We start from the raw sequence: 25,068 nt of genomic DNA, 5'->3' as shown, positions 1-25,068 counted from the left end.
GGCGTTTCGAGCCGGTGGACGCGAACCTCGATGTCAGCTTCGTCCAGGCGGCGGCCGGCGGTTGGACGAGCTGAGCTGGCCGGAGACGGTGTACCGGGACTGCGTCTTCTCCCGCACCCGGCTACCTCGGCAGGCCTACTTCGGCAACGCCCGGTTCGAGCGCTGCGTCTTCGACGGCGCCCGCCTGCGCGATCTGACCTCAACGGGCGAGGCCCAGTTCGTCGGGTGCACCTTCCGCGGCAAGATTCAGGACGTCAGGTTCTGGGGTACGCCGGACCGGCACGCCGCGGCGCTCGGCCGCGAGCGCAACGCCTTTACGGGCAACGACTTCACGGGCGCGGACCTGCTCGACGTCGAGTTCAGGAACATCGATCTGCACGCACAGAGGTTCCCGGGCCTGCCCGGCTACGCCGTCCTGGACCGGGTTGATCGGCGTGTGGCGTACGCACTGGCCGCCGTGGCCGAGTGGCCGGACGACGAGATCAAGGGCAGGGCGGAGCGGTCCCTGCGGATCGGGGCCGAGTTCGCGGTCAGGGACAACGGCGGGCACGCCCTGGTGTCCCGGAGCTGGGTCGACCGGCGGCTTCCGCCGGACGTCCGTGACCGGATCTTCCGGATGCTCGTCGACTACAGCGACGACCAGCAGTAGAGGTCCCGGCCCTCGGCCAGCGCCGACCGGGCCAGGTCCCGCAGCCGGACACCCCGCTCGGCCTCGTGCTCATCCAGCAGCTCGTCGTCGGCGTACCCGGCCAGCCGGTCGTCGGTGACGCCGGCCAGCGCCAGGGTGACCTCCGCCGGCACCCGCGTCAGCCACGGCCCCTCGTCCGGGACGGAGACCGCGATGTCGGTACCGAACTCGCTGAGATCGCGGCCGGTCAGCTCGCGACCAGATCGGCCAGACCGTCGAGCCAAACCTTGCAGTCGACGTGCGGCCATCCGGCGCCCGCCGGCCCTTCCGAGAGATCGACGCGGTCCAGCTCCGTGGCCGATGCGGCGAAGTAGTCGACGAGCACGCCCATGGCGAGACAGGCTAACGGTGATCGATGATGCGGCGCATCTTGCCCATGGAGCGCTCGACGCCGTCGGGCTCGATCACGTCCACCGCGAGGCTCACCCCGATGGTGTTCTTCACCAGGGCGGCGAGCTCCCGGCCGGCCAGCTCCGCCGCGGCCGGCTCGACGCCGGTGCGGCGCTCGACCCGTACGGTCAGGGCGTCGAGGCGGCCCTCGCGGGTGAGCAGGCACTGGAAGTGCGGGGCGAGCTGCGGTACGCGCAGGATCAGCTCCTCGATCTGGGTGGGGAACAGGTTGACGCCGCGCAGAATGATCATGTCGTCGCTGCGGCCGGTGATCTTCTCGATGCGGCGCATCGGGCGGGCGGTGCCCGGCAGCAGCCGGGTCAGGTCCCGGGTGCGGTACCGCACGACCGGCATGGCCTGCCTGCTCAGGGACGTGAACACCAGCTCGCCGGTCTCGCCGTCCGGCAGCACCTCGCCGGTGACCGGGTCGATGATCTCGGGGTAGAAGTGGTCCTCCCAGACGTGCAGGCCGTCCTTTGTCTCCACGCACTCGCTCGCGACGCCGGGGCCCATGACCTCGGAGAGGCCGTAGATGTCGACGGCGTGGATGTCGAGTTGGCGCTCGATCTCCCCGCGCAGGTCCTCGGTCCAGGGCTCGGCGCCGAAGATGCCGACGGCCAGGGACGTGCCGCGCGGGTCGATGCCCTGCCGGCGCATCTCGTCGACGATGGCGAGCATGTAGCTGGGCGTGACCATGATGATGTCGGGCTCGAAGTCGTTGATCAGCATGACCTGGCGCTCGGTCATGCCGCCGGACACCGGGATGACGGTGCAGCCCAGCTCCTCGGCGCCGTAGTGCGCGCCGAGCCCTCCGGTGAACAGCCCGTACCCGTACGCGACGTGCACGCGGTCGCCGCGGCGGCCGCCGGCGGCGCGGATGGAGCGGGCCACCAGCCGGGCCCAGGTCCGGACGTCGTCGGCGGTGTAGCCGACGACGGTGGGCCGCCCGGTGGTGCCGGAGGAGGCGTGCAGGCGGGAGATCTGTTCCCGGGGTACGGCGAACATGCCGAACGGGTAGTTGTCCCGGAGCACGGCCTTGTCGGTGAACGGGAACGCGGCCAGGTCGCCCAGTTCGCGCACGTCGCCGGGGTGCGCTCCCGCCGCGTCGAACATCGCGCGGTACCGCGGCACGTTGTCGTAGGCGTGCCACAGCGACCAGCGCAGGCGTTCGAGTTGCAGCGCGCGCAGCTCGTCGAGCGACGCGCGCTCGATCGGGTCCAGCTCCGCCGGGCTCGGGGTGCGGTCCTGCATGACGGTTCTCCTAACCGGAGGTCATCGCCGCGTGCGCAGGCCGTCGAAGGCGACGATGGTGACGGCGTCGGCGAGTTCGTCCGCGCCGCCGCGCCGCGGGCGGTACCACTCGATCAGCGAGTTGACCATGCCGAACAGCAGGCGGGCGGCGGTGGCCGCGTCCACGTCGCGGCGGATGGCGCCCTCGGCCTGCGCGAGCTCGACGAGCCTGGTGACCTCGGCGTCGAAGACCCGGCGGCGCAGCAGGGCCTGCTGCTCCACCGCGGTGTTCCCGCGTACGCGCAGCAGCAGTGTCACGTACTCCAGGCGTTCGGCGAGCACGAGCACGCTGCCGCGGATGAGCGCCTCGAGGCGGTCGATGGCGGGCGCGTCCGCCTCGACGCCGGCGATCGCGTCGTCGAGGCCGTCCAGCGCGTGGTCGACCGCGATCCGCAGCAGCTCCTGCTTGCCGGCGACGTGGTGATAGAGGCTCGACTTGGTGATGCCGAGGCGCTTGGCGACGTCGTCCATGCTCGTCGCCTCGTAGCCGCGCTCGTTGAACAGCCGCACCGCGGCGGCGAGGACCGCGCCGAGGTCGTGGCCGGGGCGGCCGCGCCGGGGGCGGCCGCGCCGGGGTGCGTCGCCGGCGTCGACCGGGGCCACGCCGGGCACCTCGTGCGCGGCGGTGCGCACACCGTTCTCAAGCGTCATCTTCCCTCCGGTCACCGCCCGGGCTTGATTACCGACCGATCGGACGGTAAATATGAGGTACAGCCAACCGCACAGGAGCGCCGATGACAACCCCCGCCGAGTACTACGAGACGCACCGCGAGCTGCTCGACAAGGCGATCGAGGCGGCAGCCACGCGCGAATACTGGTCGGCATACCCCGAGTCGCCCAGCAAATCCGTGTACGGCGAGGACGCCGCCCCCGCCGGCGAGCGGGCGTTCCAGGCGCTGCTCGGCACGGACTTCCCGATCGAGGTGCCCGGCGCGACCGGCACCGCGGCGACCGAGCGCTCGCCGTACGGGATCGCCCTCGGCATCCGTTATCCCAAGGGCGACCCGGCCGCGCTCGTCGCCGCCGCCCGCGCCGCCATGCCGGCCTGGCGCGCCGTCGGCCCGCAGGGGCGGGCCGGCGTGGCCGCCGAGATCCTGCGGCGGATCAACGGCCGCATCTTCGAGCTGGCGCACGCCGTGCAGCACACCACCGGCCAGGCGTTCGTCATGGCCTTCCAGGCCGGCGGCGCGCACGCGCAGGACCGCGGCCTGGAGGCCGTCGCGGTCGCGCTCGCCGAGTCGACCCGCATCCCGGCCACCGCGGTCTGGGGCAAGCCGCAGCGCGGCACCGACCCGCTGCGCCTGGCCAAGACCAGCACCGTCGTCGGCCGCGGCGTCGCGCTCGTGATCGGCTGCAACACGTTCCCGACCTGGAACGGCTACCCCGGCCTGTTCGCGAGCCTGGTCACCGGCAACGCCGTGATCGTCAAGCCGCACCCGGGCGCGGTCCTGCCGCTGGCCATCACCGTGCAGATCGCCCGCGAGGTGCTCGCCGAGGCCGGCCAGGACGCCAACCTGGTGACCCTCGCGGTCGAGGAGCCCGGCGAGGGCATCGCCGCGACCCTGGCCACCCACCGCGACGTGCGCATCGTCGACTTCACCGGCTCCAGCGAGTTCGGCAACTGGCTGGAGGCCAACGCACGCCAGGCGGTCGTCTACACCGAGAAGTCCGGCCTCAACACCGTCATCGTCGACTCCACCGACGACTACAAGGGGTTGCTGCGCAACCTGGCCTTCTCCCTCTCGCTCTACAGCGGCCAGATGTGCACCACCCCGCAGAACCTGCTCGTGCCGTCCGGCGGCATCGAGACGGACGCGGGCCACCGCAGCGTCGAGGAGTTCGGCGCCGACCTGGCGACCGCGCTGGACAAGCTGCTCGGCGACCCCAAGCGGGCGGCCGGCACCCTCGGCGCGATCGTCAACGACGGCGTGCTGGCCCGGCTGACCGAGGCCGGCGGCGCGCCCGGTGTCATCCACGCCTCCGCGACCGTGACCGACGAGGGGTTCCCGAGCGCCACCATCCGGACGCCGGTCGTGCTGCGCGTCGACGCCGCCGACGAGAAGACCTACACCCGCGAGTGGTTCGGGCCGATCTCGTTCGTCATCGCCACCGGCTCCACCCGGCACAGCCTCGAGCTGTTCACCGAGACCGTCCGGGACCACGGCGCGCTGTCCGCGTCGGTCTACTCGACCTCGCCGGAGGTGCTCGAGGCGGCCCGCGAGGCCGCGCTCGAGGCCGGCGTGCACCTGTCGCAGAACCTCACCGGCGGCGTGTTCGTCAACCAGACCGCCGCGTTCAGCGACCTGCACGGCACCCCGGCGAACCCCGCCGCGACCGCGTCGCTGAGCGACTCGCACTTCGTCACCGGCCGCTTCTTCACGCTCCAGTCGCGCCACCACGTCGCGGAGCAGGCCGATGCCTGAGGCCTACCTGGTCGGCGGCGTCCGCACCCCGCAGGGTAAGTACGGCGGCGCGCTCGCCGGCGTGCGCCCCGACGACCTGGCCGGGCTCGTCGTCGCCGCGGCCGTCAGCCGCGGCGGCGTGCCCGGCGAGGCCGTCGACGAGGTGATCCTCGGCGCGGCGAACCAGGCCGGCGAGGACAACCGCAACGTGGCGCGGATGGCCGTGCTGCTCGCGGGCCTGCCCGACGTCGTGCCCGGCTACACCGTCAACCGGCTCTGCGCCAGCGGCCTGACCGCGATCGTCTCGGCCGCACAGGCGGTACGCAGCGGCGAGGCCGACGTGATCGTGGCCGGCGGCGTCGAGTCCATGACCCGCGCGCCGTGGGTCATGGCCAAGCCCGGCACGCCGTGGGCGCGCCCCGGCGAGGTCGTGGACTCGTCGCTGGGCTGGCGCTTCACCAACCCGGCGTTCGCGGCACACGACCGCGGCGCCGGCACCGGCCCCGAGGACCGCCGGGTCACCCTGGCGATGGGGGAGACGGCCGAGGAGGTCGCCTCCCTCGACGGCATCACCCGCGCGGACAGCGACGCGTTCGCGCTGCGCAGCCACGAGCGGGCCGTCGCGGCGATCGACGCCGGCCGCTTCGACGCCGAGATCGTCGGTGTTCCGGTCAAGGACGGCCGGTTCACCACCGACGAGATCCCGCGCCGCGGCGGCAGCCTCGACAAGCTGGGCACGCTGCGCCCGGTCTTCCGCGCCGGTGGCGTGGTCACCGCCGCGTCGTCGTCGCCGCTCTCCGACGGCGCCGCCGCCGTGGTGGTGGCGAGCGAGGCGGCGGTCAAGCGCTACGGCCTGACACCGCGCGCCCGCATCGTCACGTCCGCGAGCGCCGGCGTGCCGCCGCAGATCATGGGCCTCGGCCCGGTGCCCGCCACCGAGAAGGCCCTCGCACGGGCCGGCTGGGCCGTCGGCGACGTCTCCGCGGTCGAGCTCAACGAGGCCTTCGCGGTGCAGTCCCTGGCGGTCATCCGGCGGCTGAAGCTGGACGAGGACCTGGTCAACGCAGACGGCGGCGCCATCGCGCTGGGCCACCCGCTGGGCTGCTCCGGCGCACGCCTGACCGTCACCCTGCTCGGCCGGATGGAGCGCGAGGAGGCCCGCCGCGGCCTCGCCACGCTCTGCGTCGGCGTCGGCCAGGGCGTCGCCATGCTCCTGGAGCGCGCCTGATGAGCTCGCCCGCCACCATCGCGGTGGAAGAACTCGACGACCGCGTGGTGGTGACGCTGCACCGGCCGCAGGCCCGCAACGCCATCAACGCCGCGATGATCAGCGAGCTGCACGACGTCTGCGCCGGCCTGGAGGACAACCCGAGGCTGCTGCTGCTCACCGGCGCCGGCGGCGTGTTCGCCGCCGGCGCCGACATCGCCGAGCTGCGGGCCCGCGGCCGCGACCAGGCGCTGCGGGGCATCAACAGCCGCCTGTTCGACCGCATCGCCCGGCTGCCGATGCCGACGGTGGCCGCGGTCGACGGCTACGCGCTCGGCGGGGGCGCCGAGCTGGCGTACGCGTGCGACATCCGGCTGGCGTCGCCGGCCGCGACGTTCGGCAACCCCGAACCGGGCCTGGGCATCCTCGCCGCGGCCGGCGCCACGTGGCGGCTGCGCGACCTCGTAGGCGCCTCGGTGGCCAAGCAGGTTCTGCTCGCCGGCCGGCGTCTCGCCGCCGAGGACGCCTGGCGGCTCGGCCTGGTCGCCGAGATCGTGCCCGCCGACGACCTGCTCAAGCGGGCGCACGCGCTGCTCGACCGGATGGCGCGCTCCGGAGCGCTGGCGCTGCGGCTGACCAAGCTGGTCACCGACGCGCCCGGCGGCCACCCGGTCACCGACGATCTCGCACAGGCGATCCTCTTCGAGACCCAGGAGAAGCACACCCGCATGGACGCCTTCCTGTCCGGAGAACGGTCATGACCGCCGTGCCGAAGATCGTCGGCGTCATCGGCGGCGGGCGGATGGGCGCGGGCATCGCCCAGGTCTTCGCCGCCGCCGGCGCCTCGGTGACCATCGTCGAGCGGGACCCGGCCGCGGGCGTCGCCGCCCTGGAGCGGGTCGGCACCAGCCTGCGCCGCGCCGCCGAGCGTGGCAAGCTCACCGGGGACGCCGCGCAGGTCCTGGACCGCGTCGGCCTCGCCGGCGAGGTCGCGGACCTGCCGGCCGCCGACCTGATCGTCGAGGCGGTGCCCGAGGACCCGGCGCTCAAGATCCGCGTGCTGGCCGCCGCCGAGGCGGTCGCCGGCGAGCACACCGTGCTCGCCACCAACACCAGCTCGCTGTCGATCGCGGGCCTCGCCGAGGGCCTGCGCCGCCCGGCGGCCCTGGTCGGCATGCACTTCTTCAACCCGGTGCCGGCCAGCGACCTCGTCGAGATCGTGGTCGGGCCGCAGACCGCCGAGGCGGTCCGCGACGCCGCCCATGCCTGGGCGCTCGGCCTCGGCAAGACCGCCATTCTGGTACGCGACTCGCCCGGCTTCGCCACCAGCCGCCTCGGCGTCCTGCTCGGCCTCGAGGCCATCCGGATGCTCGAGGAGGGCGTCGCCGACGCGGAGTCGATCGACCGGGCGATGGAGCTCGGCTACCGGCACCCGATGGGCCCGCTGCGCTCCACCGACCTCGTCGGCCTCGACGTGCGGCTCGCGATCGCCGAGCACCTGCACCGCGAGCTCGGCGAGCGGTTCGCGCCGCCGCAACTTCTGCGTGACAAGGTGGCCCGTGGAGAGCTGGGCCGCAAGACCGGACAGGGCTTCCACACCTGGGAGGTGAACCGATGACCGAGGCTGTTTTCGCGGAGACCATCGCGAAGGACCAGCGGGTCGAGCCGCGCGACTGGATGCCGGACGGCTACCGCAAGACGATGATCCGCCAGATCGCGCAGCACGCGCACTCGGAGATCATCGGCATGCAGCCCGAGGGCGAGTGGATCACCCGTGCGCCGTCGCTGCGGCGCAAGGCGATCCTGCTCGCCAAGGTGCAGGACGAGGCCGGGCACGGGCTCTACCTGTACTCGGCGGCCGAGACCCTCGGCGCCGACCGCGGCGACCTGACCCGCCGGCTCATCGAGGGCCGGCAGAAGTACTCGTCGATCTTCAACTACCCGACCCTGTCCTTCGCCGACGTCGGCGTCATCGGCTGGCTGGTCGACGGCGCCGCGATCTGCAACCAGGTGCCGCTGTGCCGCAGCTCCTTCGGCCCGTACGCCCGGGCGATGATCCGGATCTGCAAGGAGGAGTCCTTCCACCAGCGGCAGGGCTACGAGCTGCTGATGACCATGATGGGCGGCACCCAGGCGCAGCGCGACATGGTGCAGGACGCCGTGAACCGCTGGTGGTGGCCCTCGTTGATGATGTTCGGGCCGCCCGACGACCAGTCGCCGAACTCGGCGCAGTCAATGGCCTGGAAGATCAAGCGGCACACCAACGACGAGCTGCGGCAGCGCTACGTCGACATGAGCGTGCCGCAGGCCGAGGCGCTGGGCGTCACCCTGCCGGACCCGGACCTGAGCTGGAACGACGAGCGCGGGCACTGGGACTTCGGCGCCATCGACTGGTCCGAGCTCCAGCGGGTCATCTCGGGCGACGGCCCGTGCAACGCCCTGCGCATCGAGAACCGGCGCCGCGCCGACTCCGACGGCGCCTGGGTCCGCGAGGCGGCCGCGGCACACGCCGCCCGCCACCAGGAGGTAGCAGCACCATGAGCGAGCTTGCGAGCGAATCATTCAGCTCAGTGTCTGACTCATGTCGGCGCCGGAGCGAAGCGGAGGTGACGGCATGACCGAAGAGATCAAGCACGAGTGGCCGTTGTTCGAGGTCTTCGTCCGGGCCAAGCGCGGTCTGAACCACGTGCACGTCGGCTCGCTGCGCGCCGCCGACCACCAGATGGCCCTGCACCACGCCCGCGACCTCTACACGCGGCGCAACGAGGGCGTGAGCATCTGGGTGGTGCGCTCCGACGACGTGGCGGCGTCGAGCCCGGGTGAGAAGGACGCGTTCTTCTCACCGAGCGGGGACAAGGTCTACCGGCACCCGACGTACTACTCGATCCCCGACTCCGTACCGCACATCTGAGGCGAGACACATGTCCTTCGACGAGGCCTACGAGGCGCTCACCGACCACGACGACGACGCCCGGTGGGCGTACGGCACCGGTTTCGCCGACCCGCTCGCGGGCGTGGACACCGCGGTGCCCGCCGGGGTCGACCGCGGCGACCTGGCCGCGTACTGCCTCATGCTCGGCGACGACGCGCTGATAATGTCGCACCGGCTCCAGCAGTGGGTGACCCGCGCGCCCGAGCTCGAGGACGAGCTGGCGATCGCGAACATCGCGCTGGACCTGCTCGGCCAGGCGCGCCTGCTGCTGACCCGCGCCGCCGAGGTCGAGGACGCCGGCCGCGACGAGGACGCCCTCGCCTACCTGCGGGACGCGGCGGACTTCCGCAACGTCCGGCTGGTGGAGCGGGAGGACGCCGACTTCGCGCACCTGGTCGCCCGGCTGCTGGTGTTCGCGACCTGGCGGCTCGCGCTGCTCGACGCCCTGACCGCCGCGGGCGACCCGGTGCTGGCGGCGATCGGCGCGAAGGGCGTCAAGGAGGTCACCTACCACCGCGACTACGCGGCCCGCTGGGTGGTCCGGCTCGGCGACGGCACCGAGCTGTCCCACGCCCGGATGCAGGCCGCGGCCGACGCGGTGCTGCCGCTGGCCGGCGAGCTGTTCCGGACCCACCCCACCGAGGCGCGCCTGGTGGCGGCCGGGACGGCCGTCGACCCGGCGACGCTGCGCGCGGAGTTCGACGGCGTCTGGGCGCAGGTCATCGCGGCCGCGAACCTGCGATCGCCGTCCGGCGTGCCGGACGACGACGGCCCGGGCGGCCGCGACGGCGTGCACACCCCGGCGCTGGCCGGGATCCTCGCCGAGCTCCAGGGCCTGGCCCGGTCGGTGCCGGGAGGTGTGTGGTGACCGCGGCGGCCGTCGCGGCCCGGGTCACCGACCCGGAGCTGCCCATGCTCACCCTCGCCGACCTCGGGATCCTGCGCGCCGTCGACGAGTCCGGCGACGGCGTCGTCGTCACGATCACCCCGACGTACTCGGGCTGCCCCGCCATGCGGACCATCGAGGACGACCTCACCGGCGCGCTGCGCGACGCCGGCTACCCGCGGGTCGAGGTGCGCACCGTGCTGAGCCCGGCGTGGACCACCGACTGGATCACCCCGGCGGGCCGCGACAAGCTCGCCGCGGCCGGGATCTCGCCGCCGGGCCCCGCGCCTCGCCGGGCCGCCGGGCCGGTGCCGCTCACGCTCGGCCCCAGCCGGCGCGCGATCGCCTGCCCGCAGTGCGGGCACGCCGAGACCGAGGAGATCACCGCCTTCAGCGCCACGGCCTGCCGGGCGCTGCGCCGGTGCACCGCCTGCGGCGAGCCGTTCGAACACGTGAAGGAGATCTGACGTGGTGGTGCGGGACTTCCATCCGCTGCGGGTCGCCGAGGTCGTTCGGCTCTGCGACGACGCGGTCGCCGTCACGTTCGAGGTGCCCGCGGAGCTCACCGGCACGTACGCGTTCCGGCCCGGCCAGTCGCTGACGATCCGCCGCGCCGGTGACGGCGCCGACGAGCGCCGCAGCTACTCGATCTGCGCGCCGGCCGGGGAACGCCCCCGCATCGGCGTGCGCGAGGTGCCGGGCGGCCTCGTGTCGTCGTGGCTGGTACACGGCCTGCGCCCCGGCGACGAGGTCGAGGTCGCGCCGCCGAGCGGCACGTTCACCCCGGACCTGGACGCGGCCGGCCGGCACGTCCTGATCGCCGCCGGCTCGGGCATCACCCCGGTGATCTCGATCGCGGCGTCGCTGCTGCGCCGGCCGGACACCCAGGTCAGCATCCTGTACGGCAACCGCCGCGCCGACACGGTCATGTTCGCCGAGGAGCTCGCCGACCTCAAGGACACCCACCCGTCCCGGCTCGAACTGGTGCACCTGCTCTCCCGCGAGGCGCGCGAGGTGGAGCTGCTGACCGGGCGCCTCGACGCGGCCAAGCTGCGGACCCTGCTGCCGCTGCTCATCGACGTGCACGGGGTCGAACACTGGTGGCTGTGCGGCCCGTTCGGCATGGTCACCGACGCCACCGAGGTGCTCGGCGAGTTCGGCGTCGAGCCGGCCCGCATCCACCGCGAGCTCTTCTGGGTGGACGAGGCCCCGCCGGAGCCGGTACGCGAGGAGGCCGGACCCCGGGGGCCGAGCAGCGAGGTCACCGTCGTGCTCGACGGCCGCTCGACCACGGTCACCGTGCCGGAGGGCGACACCGTCCTGGAGGGCGCGCAGCGGTCCCGCCCGGACCTGCCGTTCGCCTGCAAGGGCGGGGTGTGCGGCACCTGCCGGGCCCGCGTCGTCGACGGCGAGGTGGAGATGCGGCGCAACTTCGCGCTGGAGCCGGCCGAGGTGGCCGCGGGCTTCGTGCTCACCTGCCAGTCGACGCCGACCACGGCCAAGGTAGTGGTCAGCTTCGACGACTGACGACGGTCGCGCCGCCGAGCTGTTCGCCCAGGCCGGTGCGCAGGTAGCGCAGGCGGCGTCCGGTCCGGGAGCCGGCCACCAGGCCCGCGTCCCGCAGCGTCGTCAGGTGGTGCGACGCCGTCGCCGCGGCCAGCCCCAGCGCCGAGGCCACCTCGCCGGTGCTGTGCGGCACGTCCAGCAGCGTCAGCACCGCCGCCCGGGTGGGCCCCAGCAGCGCCGCGAGCGCCGCCGTCGGCTCCGCCCGGGCGGGCGACTCCCACAGCGCGCCGTGCCCCCGCGGCGGGTACCACAGCGCCCGTCCCCGGGCCGGCTCCATGACCGTGAGCACCTTCGGGCCGGCGAAGCCGGACGGCAGCAGCGTCAGCCCGTTGCCGTCCAGTCCGACGTCGGCGACGTCGCCGCCCTGCCCGATGGACAGCGCCGAGGCGTTCCAGGTCACAGTGGGGTGCAGGTCCCGCACCAGGGCACCCGGCCCGTGCTCGATGGCCGCCCGACCCCGGTGGGCGATCTCCGCCTCCGCCGCCGCGCGCAGCCGCGCCCAGTACGGCGCCAGCGCCACGGCGAAGTACCGCCGGATCTCGTGCACCAGCACGGCCAGCGCGCCCGCCGGATCGGTGCCGAACCGGGCGGCCTCCGGCGGCACCGCGGTCACGCCACGCCAGGCGTAGGCCACCTCGTACGCCACCTGGTCCAGCGGCGTCGCCGCCACCTGTGCCAGTTCGTCGCGCAGCAGCGGCCGGGCCATCGTCGGCACCGGCGTCAGGAAGTCCGGGACCCAGCGGTTCGGCCGCGCCATGACCGCCGCGAACGTGGTCAGCCGCGACGCCGCCACCACGGGGGCGACCTGTGCCCGCCACGCCGCGTACATCCAGTACCGGTCCGGCGCGGTGAGCGCGACGCCGCTGGCCACCACCTCCGCCATGGGTGAGTGCGCGAACCGGACGCCGGCGAGGTCTGCCGGTGCGAACTCGAGCCGGATCATCCGAACATTCGAGCACGGTCGAACGGTTCGGGCGATCGGGTTCCCGACCGTACGGTCATGCCAGGCACCGGTTCGGGCCCCGGGGTGCGGGCGCGGAGAACGGGGGCACGCCCGCGGGGCCCGGACCGAAGTCCTCACAATCGCCGCCGGCCTGCCGATGGCTCCGCTCGTGCAAAGTGCGGAATTCGACGACCACACCGCGGAGTACTGGGCTCGCCAGATCCGGATCGGATCCGCTATCGCCGCCGGCGTGTCCCTGCTCGGCTGCGTACGGGTGGCCGTCGCCTGGGGGCCCGGCGCACGCTGGCTGATCCCGCTGGTGGTCTGCGCGATCCTCGGCCAGGTCGGCGCGGTGTTCCTGCCCTGGGCCCGGATGATGCGCAACCTGCGGTTCCGCAACTGGCTGCTCACCTGGTGGTTCGTGGTGCTGCCGCTGCTGTTCCTGTTCTCGTACATCGACGACGACGGACTGATCATCTACCTGCCGGGCGTCGCGCTGATCCTGGTGGCCGCCGCGTCGCTGTACGGGCCCCGGGTCGTGGTGGCCCTCGGTGGGCTGTCGCTGGCCGGCTTCCTGGCCCTGCTGCCGGCGGTGACCAGCACCAGCGCCGTCTCGGTCGTCTCGCTGGCGGCGATCATGTCCTGCCTGGTGGCGCTGAACTCGATGCACGCGCACAACCGGCGCCAGCTGGACACCCGGCGCAAGGCCGCCGAGCACCGCACCGAGATGCTGCTCGAGGCCGCCTCGGACGCGGTCTTCGCGATCGACGCCGAGGGCGTGGTCCGCTACGCCAGCCCGTCCGCGCAGCGGATCCTCGGCCTGCGCACCGACCAGCTCAGCGGTACCGCCGCGTCGACCCTGACCCACCCGGAGGAGCTGGAGAGCCTGCGCGAGTGGCTGGCCGGCCTCTGGCGCACGCCGGGCGAGACCAGCCGCACCGAGGCCCGGCTGCGCCGCCCGGATGGCACCTGGATGCACCTCGACGTCATCGGCACGAACCGGGTCGACGATCCGGCCCTGCGCGCCGCCGTGATCAGCCTGCGGGACATCGGCCGCCGCAAGGAGCTCGAGGACGAGCTCAGCAAGCAGGCGTTCACCGACTCGCTGACCGGGCTGCCGAACCGGGCGCTGTTCCGCGACCGGCTCGAGCAGGCCGTCGCCCGCCGTCGCTCCGACGGCAGGGTCACCGTGCTGCTCATCGACCTCGACGACTTCAAGCTGGTGAACGACAACCTCGGGCACAGCGCCGGCGACAAGCTGCTATCCACCCTCGCCGGGCGGCTGCGCGCCGAGATGCGACCCGGCGACACCCTGGCCCGGCTCGGCGGCGACGAGTTCGCCATCCTGGTCGAGGACCTCGACCTCGACGGCGCGGCCGCCCTCGCGGAGCGGCTGCTGGCCGCCGGCCGGGAGCAGGTACGCCTGGACAGCCGCGACGTGAGCTGCTCGCTGAGCATCGGCGTCGCCGGCGGCGACATGCCCGCCGAGCAGCTGCTGCGCAACGCCGACCTCGCCATGTACGCGGCCAAGCGCGGCGGGCGCAACGCCTACGAGCTCTTCAGCCCGTCGATGTCGCGCTCGGTGCTGGAGGAGGCGCAGCAGCGCGTCGACATGGAGCGCGGCCTGGAGCAGAAGCAGTTCATCGTCCTGTACCAGCCCGTCGTGGACATGGAGACGGAGCGGGTGACCGGCGTCGAGGCGCTCGTCCGGTGGCACCACCCCGAGGACGGGCTGCTCAGCCCGAACCAGTTCATCGCGAACGCGGAGGCCAACGGCCTGATCGTGCCGCTCGGCCGGTGGGTGCTGCGGGAGGCCTGCGAGCAGCTCGCGCGCTGGCGCCGCGAGACGCCGGACGCGGCCGGGCTGGTGATGAACGTCAACCTGTCGGCGCGCCAGTTCCAGTACGCCGGCCTGGTCGACGACGTCGCCGCGGCGCTGCGCGACGCGGGCATCCCGGCGGGCTCGCTGACCCTGGAGATCACCGAGTCGATGCTGATGGTGGACATCGACGGTGCGATCGAGACGCTGGGCGCGCTGCGCGGGCTCGGTGTCCGGCTGGCGATCGACGACTTCGGCACCGGCTACTCGTCGCTCAACTACCTCAAGCAGCTCCCGGTCGACATCATCAAGATCGACCGTACGTTCGTGGAGCAGGTCGACACCGACGCCGAGGACGTGGCGCTGATCGACGCGGTGGTGAACCTGGGCCAGGCGCTGCGGTTGCAGACCGTGGCGGAGGGCATCGAGACCGACGGGCAGTGGGCGATGCTCCGCGAGATCGGCTGCGACCAGGGCCAGGGCTACCTCTTCGGCCGCCCGGGTGACGCGGCCTCGGTGACCGGCCTGCTGGCCCGCGGCACCGGCACGGCGAACCGGGTCGGGGCGACGACCTCCGCCTGAGGCCGCAGGCTGAGGGTTTGTGAATATCTTGACATAACGGGATTCATGGCTAATGCTGCACAAGCTAAATTCCCCCGTTATGCCCGGTGCGCCCAGCTCATCCCCCTGGCTGGCACCGCTAAGGAGTTCTTCAGATGTCCTACGCCCTCGACGACGCGACCCTCAGCCGGCTCTGCGCCAAGGCGCTCAGCGCACACGCGTCGGAGAACCGTTTCGTCGCCCTGGCCCTCGCCACCCACGACCCGCTGGCCGACGTCGCGCGGACCGTCGAGCGGATCGTGTTCGAGGAGTCGTTCGGGCTGGACGAGGCCGCGATGCTCGCCGAGTACACCCCGTACGAGGAACAGAGCTACTTCTTCCTGGTCCTCGACCGGGAGACCGGGCTGCCGGCGGGCGCCGCACGGGCGATCGAGGGTGGCGGCAAGACCCTGGACGACGCGCCCGACCTGATCGGTGTGCCGTTGTCCAAGATCGTCGACGCGCACGGCATGCACGACGGCGGAAAGATCTGGGACTACGCCACGCTCGCGGTCCTTCCCCGTTACCGCGCCGACCGCAACGGCCTGACCGTCAGCAGCATGCTCTACCGCATGTTCATCAACGCCGGCCACCGCTGGGACGTCCGGCACGTCGTCTGCATGCTCGACTCGGCCGCCTTCCGCAACCTGGACATGCTCGGCGTCCGGTTCGTCGCGATGGCCGGCTCCGCGCCCTTCGAGTACCTCGGCTCGCCGGCCAACCGCGCCCTGTACATCCCGTTCAAGGAGATCGCCCGCTCGATGGGCGACCAGGCCGAGCTGCTCAGCCAGCCCGAGGTTCCGGACGCCAACGGCCGCCGCCGGCCCGGTGCCCGCCGCATCACCCAGCGCCTGGCCGCCCAGGTGTCCTCCGGCGACGGCCTCGACCCGCACATCGACATGCCGGGCTTCGAGCGGCGCCGCAACCGGCGCCCCTGACCCGGCTACGAGTCGAGCAGGCAGGCGACCGTACGGTGATCGCCGTCGTCGGCGACGCCGTGGGTGATGCCGGTGAAACCCGGCCAGCGCTGGGCCAGGACCTGTTCGTGCCGGAGGAAGCGCACGATCGTCTCGCCGATCCGCTCGCCGGGGACCAGCAGCGGAATCCCCGGCGGGTACGGGGTGAGCAGCACCGCGGTCGTCCGGCCGGCCAGCTTCTCCAGCGGCACGTGTTCGACGTGCCCGGCGGCCATGGCGGTCCACGCGTCGGCCGGGAGCGTCACCTGCTCGACCGGCTCGGTGTAGATCGTCGTGGTCAGCTCGGCGAGGTCGGCGTCGCGGTAGGTGACATGCAGGGCGTCGCAGAGGTCCCGCAGTCCGAGCCTGGCGTAACCGGGGTACGCGGCGGCGAAGGCCGGCATGAGCCGTTCGATCTCGGCGTTGCCGTCGTAGGCGCTCTTGAAGCGGTGCAGCTCGGCGACCAGGGAGTTCCAGCGGCCCTTGGTGATTCCGATGGTGAAGAGCACGAGCAGCGAGTACAGGCCGGTCTTCTCCACCACGACGCCGTGCTCGGCGAGATAGCGCGCCAGCACCACGCCCGGGATGCTCGGTGAGCCGGGTTCGCTGAACTCGCCGTGCACGGTGAGGCCCGGCATCGTGAGGGTGACCTTGATCGGGTCGAGCATTGTGAAACCGTCGTCGACCTGGTCGAAGCCGTGCCATGGCGCGTCGGCGGTCAGCTCCCACTCGGAGCGTTCGGGCAGCCCGGTCCGGGGCGGGGTGTCCGGCCCCCAGACGCCGAACCACCAGTCGTCGCGCTCCTCGCCGACGCGGATGATGGTGCGGCGGAACTCCATCGCCTCGGTGATGCTCTCCTCGACCAGGGCATGGCCGCGTCTGCCGGCCATCATCTCGGCGGAGACGTCGCAGCTGGCGATGATGGCGTACTGCGGGCTGGTCGAGGTGTGCATGCGGTACGCCTGAGCCAGGACCCGGCTGTCGAAGTGGCCACCGGTGGTGTCCTGTACGAGGATCTGGGACGCCTGGGACAGGCCGGCGAGGAGCTTGTGGGTGGACTGGGTGGAGTAGATCACGGTCCGGTCGGTGCGGTCGCGGTCGTTGGCGACACCGTGCATCCCCTCGTACAGCTTGTGGAAGCCGGCGTGCGGCAGCCAGGCCTCGTCGAAGTGGAGGGCGTCGACGACGCCGTCGAGGCTTCTCCTCAGCTCGTCGGCGCGGTAGATGATGCCGTCGTAGGTGGACTGGGTCAGGGCCAGCAGGCGGATCCGTTTGCTCTTGTCGGTGACCAGCGGGCTGGCGTCGATCTTGGCCTGGAGCGCGGCGGCGGTGAATTCGCTGCGGGGGATGGGCCCGATGGTGCCGGCCCTGTTGCGGGTCGGCATCAGATAGATCGGTACGGCTCCGGTGAGCACGATGGCGTGCAGGACCGACTTGTGGCAGTTGCGGTCCACCGCGACGATGTCGCCCGGCCCGACCAGCGAGTTCCACACGATCTTGTTGGAGGTGGAGGTGCCGTTGGTGACGAAGTAGAGGTGGTCGGCGCGGAACGTCCTGGCGGCGAGGCGTTCGCTGTCGGCGATGGGTCCGCTGTGATCGAGCAACTGCCCCAGTTCCTCGACGGCGTTGCACACGTCGGCGCGCAGCAGGTTCTCGCCGAAGAACCCGTGGAACAGGGTGCCGATGGGGCTCTTCAGGAACGCGGTGCCGCCGGAGTGGCCGGGGCAGTGCCAGGAGTAGGCGCCGTCGTTGGCGTAGCGCATCAGCGCCGCGAAGAACGGCGGTGCCAACTGGCCGAGATAGTGGCTGACCTCCCGCTGGATCTTGCGGGCCAGGAAGTCGGGTGTGTCCTCGTAGGCGTTGATGACGCCGTCGATCCGGGAGAGCACCGACTGCGGAATCCGCCGCGCCGTCAGCTGCTCGCCGAACAGCAGGATCGGGACCCGGTCATTGTGTGCGCGGACGGCCTGCACGAACTCGGCCGCCGCGCGGACGGCGGCCACGTCGGAGGGTTCCTCGGGCCGGTCGTGCGACCGGCGGACGGTGAGCTGGAGCGTGTAGAGGACGGCCGAGCTCGACCGGGCGACGTGTGCCAGCGTGCCCAGCCGCTCGGTGCCCCGCCCGTCGTCGCCGAACCGCCCGAGCTCCAGTCCGGCCCGGATCAGGGCGGCTTCGAGGAGCTCCAGTGGCTGTTGCGCCCCGGCGGGGCCTTCCGCGGGCGTGACGATCGTGACCGGGAACGACAAGGTGAACGCCCTCTCGGCGGTAGCTGGCGCAGCGGGGCATGTGCTTCGCCGTGAACCTAGCCAGGACGGGAGCGATCCACACCGGGAACCCCGCGTGGTCCCCGAGCCGAGTGACATTCACCAGTGACGAAAACGGGCAGCCACCGGAGGGTGGCTGCCCGATCTCCGGGTTCGGACGGTCAGTCGCGGGCGGCGTTCCGGCGGCGCCGGGTCGCGCCGATGAGCACCAGACCGCAGAGCACCAGCAGCGCGCCGCCGAGGATGATGGTCATCGAGTTGGCGCCGGTGAGTGCCAGCCTCGAGTTGTTCTCGGCCTGCACGTCGTTGTTCACCACGTCGTCCTGGCCGGCGTCCGGCGCGCCGTCGTCGCTGTTCACGGCCTCGGCGGCGGGTTCCTCGGTCTCGGTCGGCTCGGGCTCGGCGGTGTTGCCGGCCGCGTTGCGCGCCGGTTCGTCGCCCTCGTCCTCGTCGCCCGAGCCGTTGGACTCGTCGTCCCCGGTCGCCGGCTTGGTGGTCTTGGCGGGCTTCGGCGCCGCGGTGGTGGTCTTCGGCGAGGCCGCGGTGGTCTTCGGCGGGATGGTCACGGTGCCGGTCTTGGGCGGCGTGCCGTCGGTGCCGGTCTTCGGCGTCGCGGTGCCGGCCGTGTCGCCGGGGTTCGGCTCCTCGCCGTCGTCACCGTCGTCGTTGCCGTCGTCGCCACCGCCGTTGTTGCCACCACCGTTGTTGCCACCACCGTTGTTGCCGTTGTCGCCGCCGCCGTTGTTGCCGTTGTTACCGCCGCCGTTGTTACCACCGTTGTTGCCGCCGTTGTCCGCGGGCGGGGTGGTGGCCGGCGGGTCCTCGGGCTCCTCGACCCGGCCGCCCTCGACCTTGACGCGGACCGCGTCCAGCGCCGGGGTCTGGTTGGCGCGCTGCATCATCGGGATGCGGTGCGAGCCGTCGCCGGCCCAGGACGCGCACTGTGCGATGCCCTCCTGCGGCAGCCCCGGCACCTGGATCGTCACGGTGTCCGGCGTCCGGCTGCCCTTGCGGTCCTCGGTCGCGACGAAGAACGCCGGCACCGGCGCCGGGTCGACGGCCTCGGTGGTGCTGGACAGCATCCGGCAGGCGGTGTGGAAGTGGCCACGGACGAGGCCGTCCTGGAGGACCGAGCTCTCCACGTAGTAGCCGCCCTGGCCGGCCGCGAGGAAGCGGTCCCGGATCAGGTTGCGGGTACTGACCTTGAGGGTGAACGGCGTGTTCGCGCGCACCGTCTCCGGGAACTCGGTGATCAGCAGCGTCGGGTTGTTCTCCTGCGCGCCGACCTCACCGAACTCGGTGGAGACGCAGCGGTTGCCGTTCTGGAAGCCGTCGTGCGGCGTCAGGTCGCTGTCCTCGCAGCTGTTGGCCAGGATCGTCAGGCCGTTGACCTGCTTGGCCGTGGTGTTGCCGGTCTTGCAGACCTCGACGGCCTCGGGCTTGGGCGCCTGCTCACCCTTCGCGAGCTGGCCGTCGCCCTTGTGCTGGACGTCGCCGTCCTTGTCGGTGTAGGTGCCGACCTTGGGGTCGCTCGCGGCCTTCTGGCCCGACGGCGGGGCCGTGGTGGCGGCGGGGGCCTGGCAGGCGGCGGTCTTGCTCTCGTCGGCGTTGGAGATCTGGGTGACCGTGATCACCCCGCCGAACGCGACGAGCGCGGCGACCGCGGCGATGATCCTGCGGTCCGGGCCCCGGCGTGTGCCGGCCCGACGGTAGGTCGGCCTTCGCATGGGTGGGTACCTCTTCTTCGAACCATTTCGGCGGCTGGTTGCCAGCAGAGGAGGCCATTTCCCGTCCCCATCCGCGGTGGCAACCAGACGTTAGGAGCAGGGTCGGCCGAACGCCAATTAAGGCCGAAAACTTGAGGAATTCTTAGGCGCGAATTAATGCAAAAATATGCATCGCATTCCGAACCCTGGACCTCCACCGTTCGGCCGATGTCCCACTAGTACGAACGGTGGAGGCCGGTGGATGCGCACGGGTGTCACGAGCGTACCGGGAGTGAGCGATGAGGACACCGTCCTAACGGTCGCGACCTCGCCGCGGACCGGCGATTGCGCCAGGATGGAAACGCCGGAAAGGAGGCATGCCCCATGTCCCTCGTGCACGGCACGGTCGCACCCGGCTACGAGAAGGTCCGCGAGGTCTTCGCCGCCGAGGCCGCCCGGCCCGGCGATGTCGCGGCCCAGCTCGCGGTCTACCGGCACGGCCGCCCGGTCGTCGACCTGTACACCCACGACGGCGACGCGCTGACCGCGGTCTTCGCCGTCACCATGGGCGCCGCACACCTGGTCCTCGCGCTGCTGGTGCAGGACGGCCTCGTCGGCGTCGCCCGCTCGGTGCGGCACTACTGGCCGCAGTTCACCAGCGATGTCACAGTGCGGGAGCTGCTACAGCACCGGGCCGGGCTGATCGGGGTGGACGGCGGATTCGGGCCGCGCGAGGTCGCGGACGACCGGATCATCGCCGAGCGGCTCGCCAAGCAGCGCCCGTACTGGACCCGCGGCGCGGGCTACGGCTATCACGTGCTGGTCATCGGCGCGCTCGCCGGCGAGATCGTCCGGCGGGTCACCGGGCGCTCGCTCCAGCAGACCTACGAGCAGCGCGTCCGCGCGCCGTACGGCGTCGACCTGTACCTCGGGCTGCCCGAGTGCCTCGAGCCGCGGTACCGCCCGATCCGGCCGGCCGTCGTGCGGGAGCCGCCGCCGGACCCCGCGAGCCTGGCCGGCATCGCGCTCAACCGGCACGCCGACCCGCCGACCGACCTCGTCGCGTTCGCGAACAGCCGGACGGTGCGCCGCCTCGGCCAGGCCTCGGCGGGCGGAGTGGCTAGCGCGCGGGGCGTCGCCCGGCTGTATGCTGCGGCACTGTCGGGTGTGGACGGAATCGCGCCACTTCTGCATCCGCGGACGATCACGGAGTTCGGCACCGCAGGCGGGCCCGCACGGGACCTGCTGACCGGTGCCACCGGCAACCGCTTCGGCCTCGGCTTCGAGGCCCTGACCACGATCTATCCCTTCCTCGGCCCGGCCGCGCTCGGACACTCCGGCGCGGCCGGTTCGCTCGGCTTCGCCGACCCGCGCAGCGGCGTCGCGTACGGCTACACCCGGGACCGGTTCGCCCCACCCGGCGGGGCGGCGGAGAACGACCAGCTCGCGGCGGCTGTCATTCAGGCAGCCGACGGCTGATCTTCGCCCGCCGCCCGCCGGAGATCCACCCGGCACCCCCAAGATCGGCAACGCGGTGCCGTCCCTGTCGGCACCGATGGATGGAGGATCAAGTGCGTACCCTTGCCCGCACCGCCGCGGCCCTGGTGGCGGTCACGACTTTCGCCGGAACCGCGGCCTGCTCGCCGCCCGAGAAGGAGAGCGCCGGCTCCGGCACCGCCGCCGCGACGGCGACCAGCGCCGCCGACCTGGGCGGCATGGACGCGCTGGTCGCGGCCGCCAAGAAGGAGGGCGAGCTCAACGTCATCGCCCTGCCGCCGGACTGGGCGAACTACGGCGAGATCATCAAGGCCTTCGGCACCAAGTACGGCATCAAGGTCAACTCGGCGCAGCCGGACGCCTCCAGCCAGGACGAGATCAACGCCGCCGACCAGCTCAAGGGCCAGGACAAGGCGCCCGACGTGTTCGACCTCGGCAGCGCGGTGGCGACCGCCAACGTCGCCAAGTTCGCCCCGTACAAGACGGCGACCTGGGCCGAGATCCCGGACGCGCTCAAGGACGCGAACGGTACCTGGACCAACGACTACGGCGGCTACATGTCGATCGGCTACGACGCCGGCAAGGTGCCAGCGCCGTCGGGCGTCGCCGACCTGCTCAAGCCCGAGTACAAGGGCAAGGTCGCGCTCAACGGCGACCCGACACAGGCCGGCGCCGCGTTCGCGGGCGTCATGATGGCCTCCCTGGGCAGCGGCGGCTCGGCCGACGACATCGCACCCGGCGTGGACTTCTTCGCCAAGCTGAAGAAGGCGGGCAACTTCCTGCCGGTCGACCCGACGCCGGCGACGGTCGAGTCCGGCCAGACGCCGGTCGTCATCGACTGGGACTACCTCAACGTCGCGCAGGGCACCAAGCTCAAGGGCAAGCTGGACTGGAAGACCCTGGTGCCCGCCAACGCGGTGCTCGGCTCCTTCTACGTGCAGGCGGTCAGCAAGGACGCGCCGCACCCCGCGGCGGCCCGGCTCTGGCAGGAGTTCCTCTACTCCGACGAGGGCCAGAACCTCTGGCTCAAGGGCGGCGCCCGGCCCGTGCGCGCCGACGCGATGCAGAAGGCGGGCACCATCGACGCGGCCGCGTTCGCGGCGCTGCCGAAGGTGGACGGCACCCCGGTCTTCCAGACCGAGGCGCAGACCACCAAGGCCAAGGAGTACCTGGCGGCGAACTGGGCGAAGGCCATCGGCTGAGAATGGCCACCGTCTCCGACCGCCCGGACCCGCCGGCCGCCAAGCCGCGGGTCCGGGCGGGCAGCCTGCTCGGCACCGTCCCGTTCCTCGCCTACGTCGCGGTCTTCCTCATCATCCCCACGCTCGTCGTCGTGGTCGGCGCGTTCGCCGGCGACGGCGGCTTCACCTGGTCGAACGTCGCGGCGCTCGGCGAGGGGTACATCCTGGACGCGTTCGCCCGCAGCGTCGCGCTGTCCGCGGTCACCGCCGCGATCGGCGCGGTCCTCGGCGCCGTGCTCGCCTACGCCCTGGTCACGGCGCGCCCCGGCGGGCCGCTGCGGCGCGTCGTCACCGCCGCCTCCGGTGTGCTGGCCCAGTTCGGCGGCGTCACCCTGGCGTTCGCCTTCATCGCGACGATCGGCCTCTCCGGCTTCGTCACCGTCTTCCTGCGCGACCACCTCGGCATCGACCTGTACGCCGGCGGCGTCTGGCTCTTCGAGCTGCCGGGGCTCGCGCTGGTGTACACCTACTTCCAGGTGCCGCTGATGGTCATCGTCTTCCTGCCCGCGCTGGACGGCATCCGCCCGCAGTGGCGCGAGGCGACCGAGAGCCTCGGCGGCTCCACCTGGCAGTACTGGACCCGGGTCGCCGGGCCGCTGCTCGCACCCGCGTTCCTCGGTTCGGCGCTGCTGCTCTTCGCCAACGCCTTCTCCGCGTACGCGACGGCGGCCGCCCTGGTCAGCCAGGGCAACCCGATCGTGCCGCTGCAGATCCGCGGCGCCCTGACCAGCGAGGTCGTCCTCGGCCAGCAGAACCTGGGCAAGGCGATGGCGCTCGGCATGGTCGTCGTGGTCGCCGTGGTGATGACCGGCTACACCCTGCTGCAACGGCGGACCGCGCGATGGCTGGGCTGAGGGCGCGCCGGGCACGCCGGCAACGCGTGTTCCGCTGGGCCGTGCTGAGCGTGGCGGGCGTCTTCTTCCTGCTGCCGCTCGTCGCGATGCTGGAGTTCAGCACCCGCGACGGCGGGACGTGGTCGCTGCTGGCCGACTGGCCGCGCCTGGCCGCGACCTATCCGGACCTGGCCGAGGGCATCCTCGCGTCGCTGGGCCTGGCGGCGCTCACCACGCTGCTGATGCTGGTGCTGCTGGTGCCGACCGCGATCTGGGTCCGGCTGCGCCTGCCCGGCATGCGGCCGCTCGTCGAGTTCCTCTGCCTGCTGCCGCTGACCATCCCGGCGATCGTGCTGGTGGTCGGGCTCGCCCCGGTGTACGCCTGGGTCAACTACCTGATCGGCGGCTCGTCGCTGACGCTGACCTTCGCGTACACGATATTGGTTCTGCCCTATGCCTATCGGGCGATCGACGCCGGGCTGTCCGCGATCGACGTCCGCACGCTCGCCGAGGCCGCCCGCGGCCTCGGCGCGGGCTGGACGACCGTGATGGTGCGGGTGGTGCTGCCGAACATCCGCTCGGCGGTGCTCTCCGCGGCGTTCCTGACCGTGGCGCTGGTGCTCGGCGAGTTCACCATCGCGTCGCTGCTGAACCGCACCAACCTGCAGGTCGCGATCAATCTGCTCGCCAAGAGCAGCGCCACGATGAGCGTCGCGGTGTCGCTCGCCGCGCTAATTCTCGCGTTCGTCCTGCTCCTGCTCCTGTCCCTGTTCGGCGAAAGTAGAAGGGCACGGCGATGAACGGCGTCGCGGTACACCTCGATGGCCTGCGCCGCAGTTTCGGCGCCGTGCACGCCCTCGACGGGTTCTCGCTGAAGATCGAGCCCGGCGAGCTCGTCGCCCTGCTCGGCCCGTCCGGCTGCGGCAAGACCACCGCGCTGCGCATCCTGGCCGGGCTCGAGGACGCCGACGGCGGCCGGATCCTGGTCGGCGGCCGCGACATCGGCGGCCTGCCGGCCAACCGCCGCGACATGGGCATGGTGTTCCAGGCGTACAGCCTCTTTCCGCACCTGACCGCGCTGGAGAACGTCCAGTTCGGCCTCAAGCTGCGCCGCCGCGCGTCCGGCGACCGGGCCGCGCGGATGCTCGACCTGGTCGGCATCTCCGCGCACGCGGCCCGCTACCCGCATCAGCTCTCCGGCGGGCAGCAGCAGCGGGTCGCGCTGGCCCGGGCACTCGCCATCGAGCCGCAGGTGCTGCTGCTCGACGAGCCGCTGTCCGCCCTGGACGCCAAGGTCCGGGTGCAGCTGCGCGACGAGATCCGGCGGATTCAGACCGAGGTCGGCACCACCACCCTGTTCGTCACCCACGACCAGGAGGAGGCCCTCGCGATCGCGGACCGGGTCGGCGTGATGCGCGCGGGCCGCCTCGAACAGCTGGCCGGGCCGGCCGAGGTGTACCTGCGCCCGGCGAACGCGTTCGTGGCGGACTTCGTGGGCCTCAGTAACCGGCTGCCGGGCCGCCTCGACGGCGACGCGGTCTCGGTGCTGGGCACGCGCCTGCCGCTGGTCCGGCCCGCGTCGGGCGGGCCGGAGGTCACCGCCCTGGTACGCCCGGAATCGGTCGACGTCGTGCCGGACGCCGACGGCACCGGGCGCGTGGTGTCCACGACGTTCCTCGGCCCGACCAGCCGGGTCACCGTCGCCGTGGGGGAGACCCTCGTGGTCGCCCAGGTGACCGGCGAGCGGCTCGCGGGACTGACCGTCCACACGCCGGTCCGGGTCGACCTGCGGCCGGTGCCCGTAGCGCTCGAGACCTGAACGCTCAGTAGGATGGCGATCACGTTGCG

At 72.4% G+C, this 25,068-nt stretch carries 24 protein-coding genes; 17 read left to right on the top strand and 7 right to left on the bottom strand.

Translation table 11 applies throughout. From position 1 onward, the window contains the following. Window positions 1-61 precede the first annotated feature (61 nt). A complete protein-coding gene (locus BJ971_RS19940) occupies window positions 62-649 on the top strand; it encodes a pentapeptide repeat-containing protein (protein ID WP_184994770.1) in 588 nt (195 codons plus the stop codon). Here the strand turns inward: BJ971_RS19940 and BJ971_RS19935 are convergent. The 4 genes from BJ971_RS19935 to BJ971_RS19920 are packed head-to-tail and all read right to left on the bottom strand — an operon-like array spanning window position 628 to window position 3,019. Further along, window positions 628-912: a hypothetical protein gene (locus tag BJ971_RS19935; RefSeq protein WP_184994769.1), complete on the bottom strand. Its 285-nt coding sequence runs from the start codon at window positions 910-912 to the stop codon at window positions 628-630. The genes BJ971_RS19940 and BJ971_RS19935 overlap by 22 nt on opposite strands. After that, entirely contained in the window at window positions 876-1,019 is a 144-nt protein-coding gene (locus BJ971_RS19930) for a hypothetical protein (RefSeq protein WP_184994768.1), read from the bottom strand. Before BJ971_RS19930 ends, BJ971_RS19935 begins: the two co-directional genes overlap by 37 nt. Window positions 1,020-1,030: 11 nt before the next feature. Next, window positions 1,031-2,329, bottom strand: coding sequence for a phenylacetate--CoA ligase PaaK (gene paaK / locus BJ971_RS19925; RefSeq protein WP_184994767.1), 1,299 nt, complete (start codon window positions 2,327-2,329; stop codon window positions 1,031-1,033). A gap of 21 nt (window positions 2,330-2,350) precedes the next feature. Further along, a complete protein-coding gene (locus tag BJ971_RS19920; protein ID WP_184994766.1) occupies window positions 2,351-3,019 on the bottom strand; it encodes a TetR/AcrR family transcriptional regulator in 669 nt (222 codons plus the stop codon). An 83-nt stretch (window positions 3,020-3,102) separates the two neighbouring features. Here BJ971_RS19920 and paaN point away from each other — a divergent pair, with 83 nt between their 5' ends. From paaN to paaE, 9 genes are all read left to right on the top strand, one after another. After that, window positions 3,103-4,791 (top strand): phenylacetic acid degradation protein PaaN, encoded by a 1,689-nt coding sequence (gene paaN / locus BJ971_RS19915; protein ID WP_184994765.1) that lies wholly within the window; start codon window positions 3,103-3,105, stop codon window positions 4,789-4,791. After that, complete coding sequence (locus tag BJ971_RS19910; protein ID WP_184994764.1) at window positions 4,784-5,998, top strand: thiolase family protein; 1,215 nt, start codon at window positions 4,784-4,786, stop codon at window positions 5,996-5,998. The genes paaN and BJ971_RS19910 overlap by 8 nt, the downstream gene beginning before the upstream one ends. Further along, window positions 5,998-6,738, top strand: a complete 741-nt coding sequence (locus tag BJ971_RS19905; RefSeq protein ID WP_184994763.1) for an enoyl-CoA hydratase/isomerase family protein — start codon at window positions 5,998-6,000, stop codon at window positions 6,736-6,738. The genes BJ971_RS19910 and BJ971_RS19905 overlap by 1 nt, the downstream gene beginning before the upstream one ends. After that, a complete protein-coding gene (locus BJ971_RS19900) occupies window positions 6,735-7,595 on the top strand; it encodes a 3-hydroxyacyl-CoA dehydrogenase family protein (RefSeq protein WP_184994762.1) in 861 nt (286 codons plus the stop codon). The genes BJ971_RS19905 and BJ971_RS19900 overlap by 4 nt, the downstream gene beginning before the upstream one ends. Then, window positions 7,592-8,518 (top strand): 1,2-phenylacetyl-CoA epoxidase subunit PaaA, encoded by a 927-nt coding sequence (gene paaA, locus BJ971_RS19895; RefSeq protein ID WP_184994761.1) that lies wholly within the window; start codon window positions 7,592-7,594, stop codon window positions 8,516-8,518. The genes BJ971_RS19900 and paaA overlap by 4 nt, the downstream gene beginning before the upstream one ends. A 73-nt stretch (window positions 8,519-8,591) precedes the next feature. Beyond that, the gene (paaB, locus tag BJ971_RS19890) at window positions 8,592-8,888 is read left to right on the top strand and encodes a 1,2-phenylacetyl-CoA epoxidase subunit PaaB (protein ID WP_184994760.1); all 297 of its coding nucleotides are present in this window, start codon (window positions 8,592-8,594) and stop codon (window positions 8,886-8,888) included. Window positions 8,889-9,048: 160 nt separating this feature from the next. Beyond that, on the top strand, window positions 9,049-9,777 hold the full coding sequence (gene paaC / locus BJ971_RS19885; RefSeq protein ID WP_239087257.1) for a 1,2-phenylacetyl-CoA epoxidase subunit PaaC: 729 nt from the start codon (window positions 9,049-9,051) through the stop codon (window positions 9,775-9,777). Then, entirely contained in the window at window positions 9,771-10,262 is a 492-nt protein-coding gene (gene paaD / locus BJ971_RS19880; protein WP_203709167.1) for a 1,2-phenylacetyl-CoA epoxidase subunit PaaD, read from the top strand. Before paaC ends, paaD begins: the two co-directional genes overlap by 7 nt. A gap of 1 nt (window position 10,263) precedes the next feature. Further along, complete coding sequence (gene paaE / locus BJ971_RS19875; RefSeq protein ID WP_184994757.1) at window positions 10,264-11,322, top strand: 1,2-phenylacetyl-CoA epoxidase subunit PaaE; 1,059 nt, start codon at window positions 10,264-10,266, stop codon at window positions 11,320-11,322. On the opposite strand, the gene BJ971_RS19870 is transcribed toward paaE, so the two are convergent. Next, complete coding sequence (locus tag BJ971_RS19870; RefSeq protein ID WP_184994756.1) at window positions 11,306-12,304, bottom strand: winged helix-turn-helix domain-containing protein; 999 nt, start codon at window positions 12,302-12,304, stop codon at window positions 11,306-11,308. The genes paaE and BJ971_RS19870 overlap by 17 nt on opposite strands. 169 nt (window positions 12,305-12,473) lie before the next feature. On the opposite strand from BJ971_RS19870, the gene BJ971_RS19865 reads away from it, so the two are divergent. Together BJ971_RS19865 and BJ971_RS19860 are read left to right on the top strand one after the other, a co-directional pair. Next, window positions 12,474-14,705 carry a putative bifunctional diguanylate cyclase/phosphodiesterase gene (locus tag BJ971_RS19865; RefSeq protein ID WP_184994755.1) on the top strand — a complete coding sequence of 744 codons (2,232 nt, stop codon included), beginning with the start codon at window positions 12,474-12,476 and terminating at the stop codon, window positions 14,703-14,705. Between the two features lie 134 nt (window positions 14,706-14,839). Beyond that, a complete protein-coding gene (locus tag BJ971_RS19860; RefSeq protein WP_184994754.1) occupies window positions 14,840-15,661 on the top strand; it encodes a hypothetical protein in 822 nt (273 codons plus the stop codon). Window positions 15,662-15,666: 5 nt separating this feature from the next. Here BJ971_RS19860 and BJ971_RS19855 read toward each other — a convergent pair whose 3' ends face one another. Continuing rightward, entirely contained in the window at window positions 15,667-17,925 is a 2,259-nt protein-coding gene (locus tag BJ971_RS19855; protein WP_203709166.1) for an Orn/Lys/Arg family decarboxylase, read from the bottom strand. A 179-nt stretch (window positions 17,926-18,104) separates the two neighbouring features. Further along, window positions 18,105-19,670: a hypothetical protein gene (locus BJ971_RS41425; protein WP_239087250.1), complete on the bottom strand. Its 1,566-nt coding sequence runs from the start codon at window positions 19,668-19,670 to the stop codon at window positions 18,105-18,107. A 363-nt stretch (window positions 19,671-20,033) separates the two neighbouring features. Here BJ971_RS41425 and BJ971_RS19845 point away from each other — a divergent pair, with 363 nt between their 5' ends. The 5 genes from BJ971_RS19845 to BJ971_RS19825 all read left to right on the top strand — a co-directional run bounded on the left by BJ971_RS19845 (window position 20,034) and on the right by BJ971_RS19825 (window position 25,039). Continuing rightward, window positions 20,034-21,128 carry a serine hydrolase domain-containing protein gene (locus BJ971_RS19845; protein WP_184994753.1) on the top strand — a complete coding sequence of 365 codons (1,095 nt, stop codon included), beginning with the start codon at window positions 20,034-20,036 and terminating at the stop codon, window positions 21,126-21,128. Window positions 21,129-21,220: 92 nt separating this feature from the next. Beyond that, window positions 21,221-22,348, top strand: coding sequence for an ABC transporter substrate-binding protein (locus tag BJ971_RS19840; RefSeq protein ID WP_239087249.1), 1,128 nt, complete (start codon window positions 21,221-21,223; stop codon window positions 22,346-22,348). Between the two features lie 2 nt (window positions 22,349-22,350). Beyond that, window positions 22,351-23,241, top strand: a complete 891-nt coding sequence (locus tag BJ971_RS19835; protein WP_184994751.1) for an ABC transporter permease — start codon at window positions 22,351-22,353, stop codon at window positions 23,239-23,241. Beyond that, on the top strand, window positions 23,229-24,020 hold the full coding sequence (locus BJ971_RS19830) for an ABC transporter permease (protein ID WP_184994750.1): 792 nt from the start codon (window positions 23,229-23,231) through the stop codon (window positions 24,018-24,020). Before BJ971_RS19835 ends, BJ971_RS19830 begins: the two co-directional genes overlap by 13 nt. Further along, complete coding sequence (locus tag BJ971_RS19825; RefSeq protein ID WP_184994749.1) at window positions 24,017-25,039, top strand: ABC transporter ATP-binding protein; 1,023 nt, start codon at window positions 24,017-24,019, stop codon at window positions 25,037-25,039. Before BJ971_RS19830 ends, BJ971_RS19825 begins: the two co-directional genes overlap by 4 nt. Window positions 25,040-25,068 lie beyond the last annotated feature (29 nt).

The organism is Amorphoplanes digitatis, from assembly GCF_014205335.1.
GTDB lineage: Bacteria > Actinomycetota > Actinomycetes > Mycobacteriales > Micromonosporaceae > Actinoplanes > Actinoplanes digitatus.
This window is presented reverse-complemented; position numbering and strand designations above follow the sequence as displayed.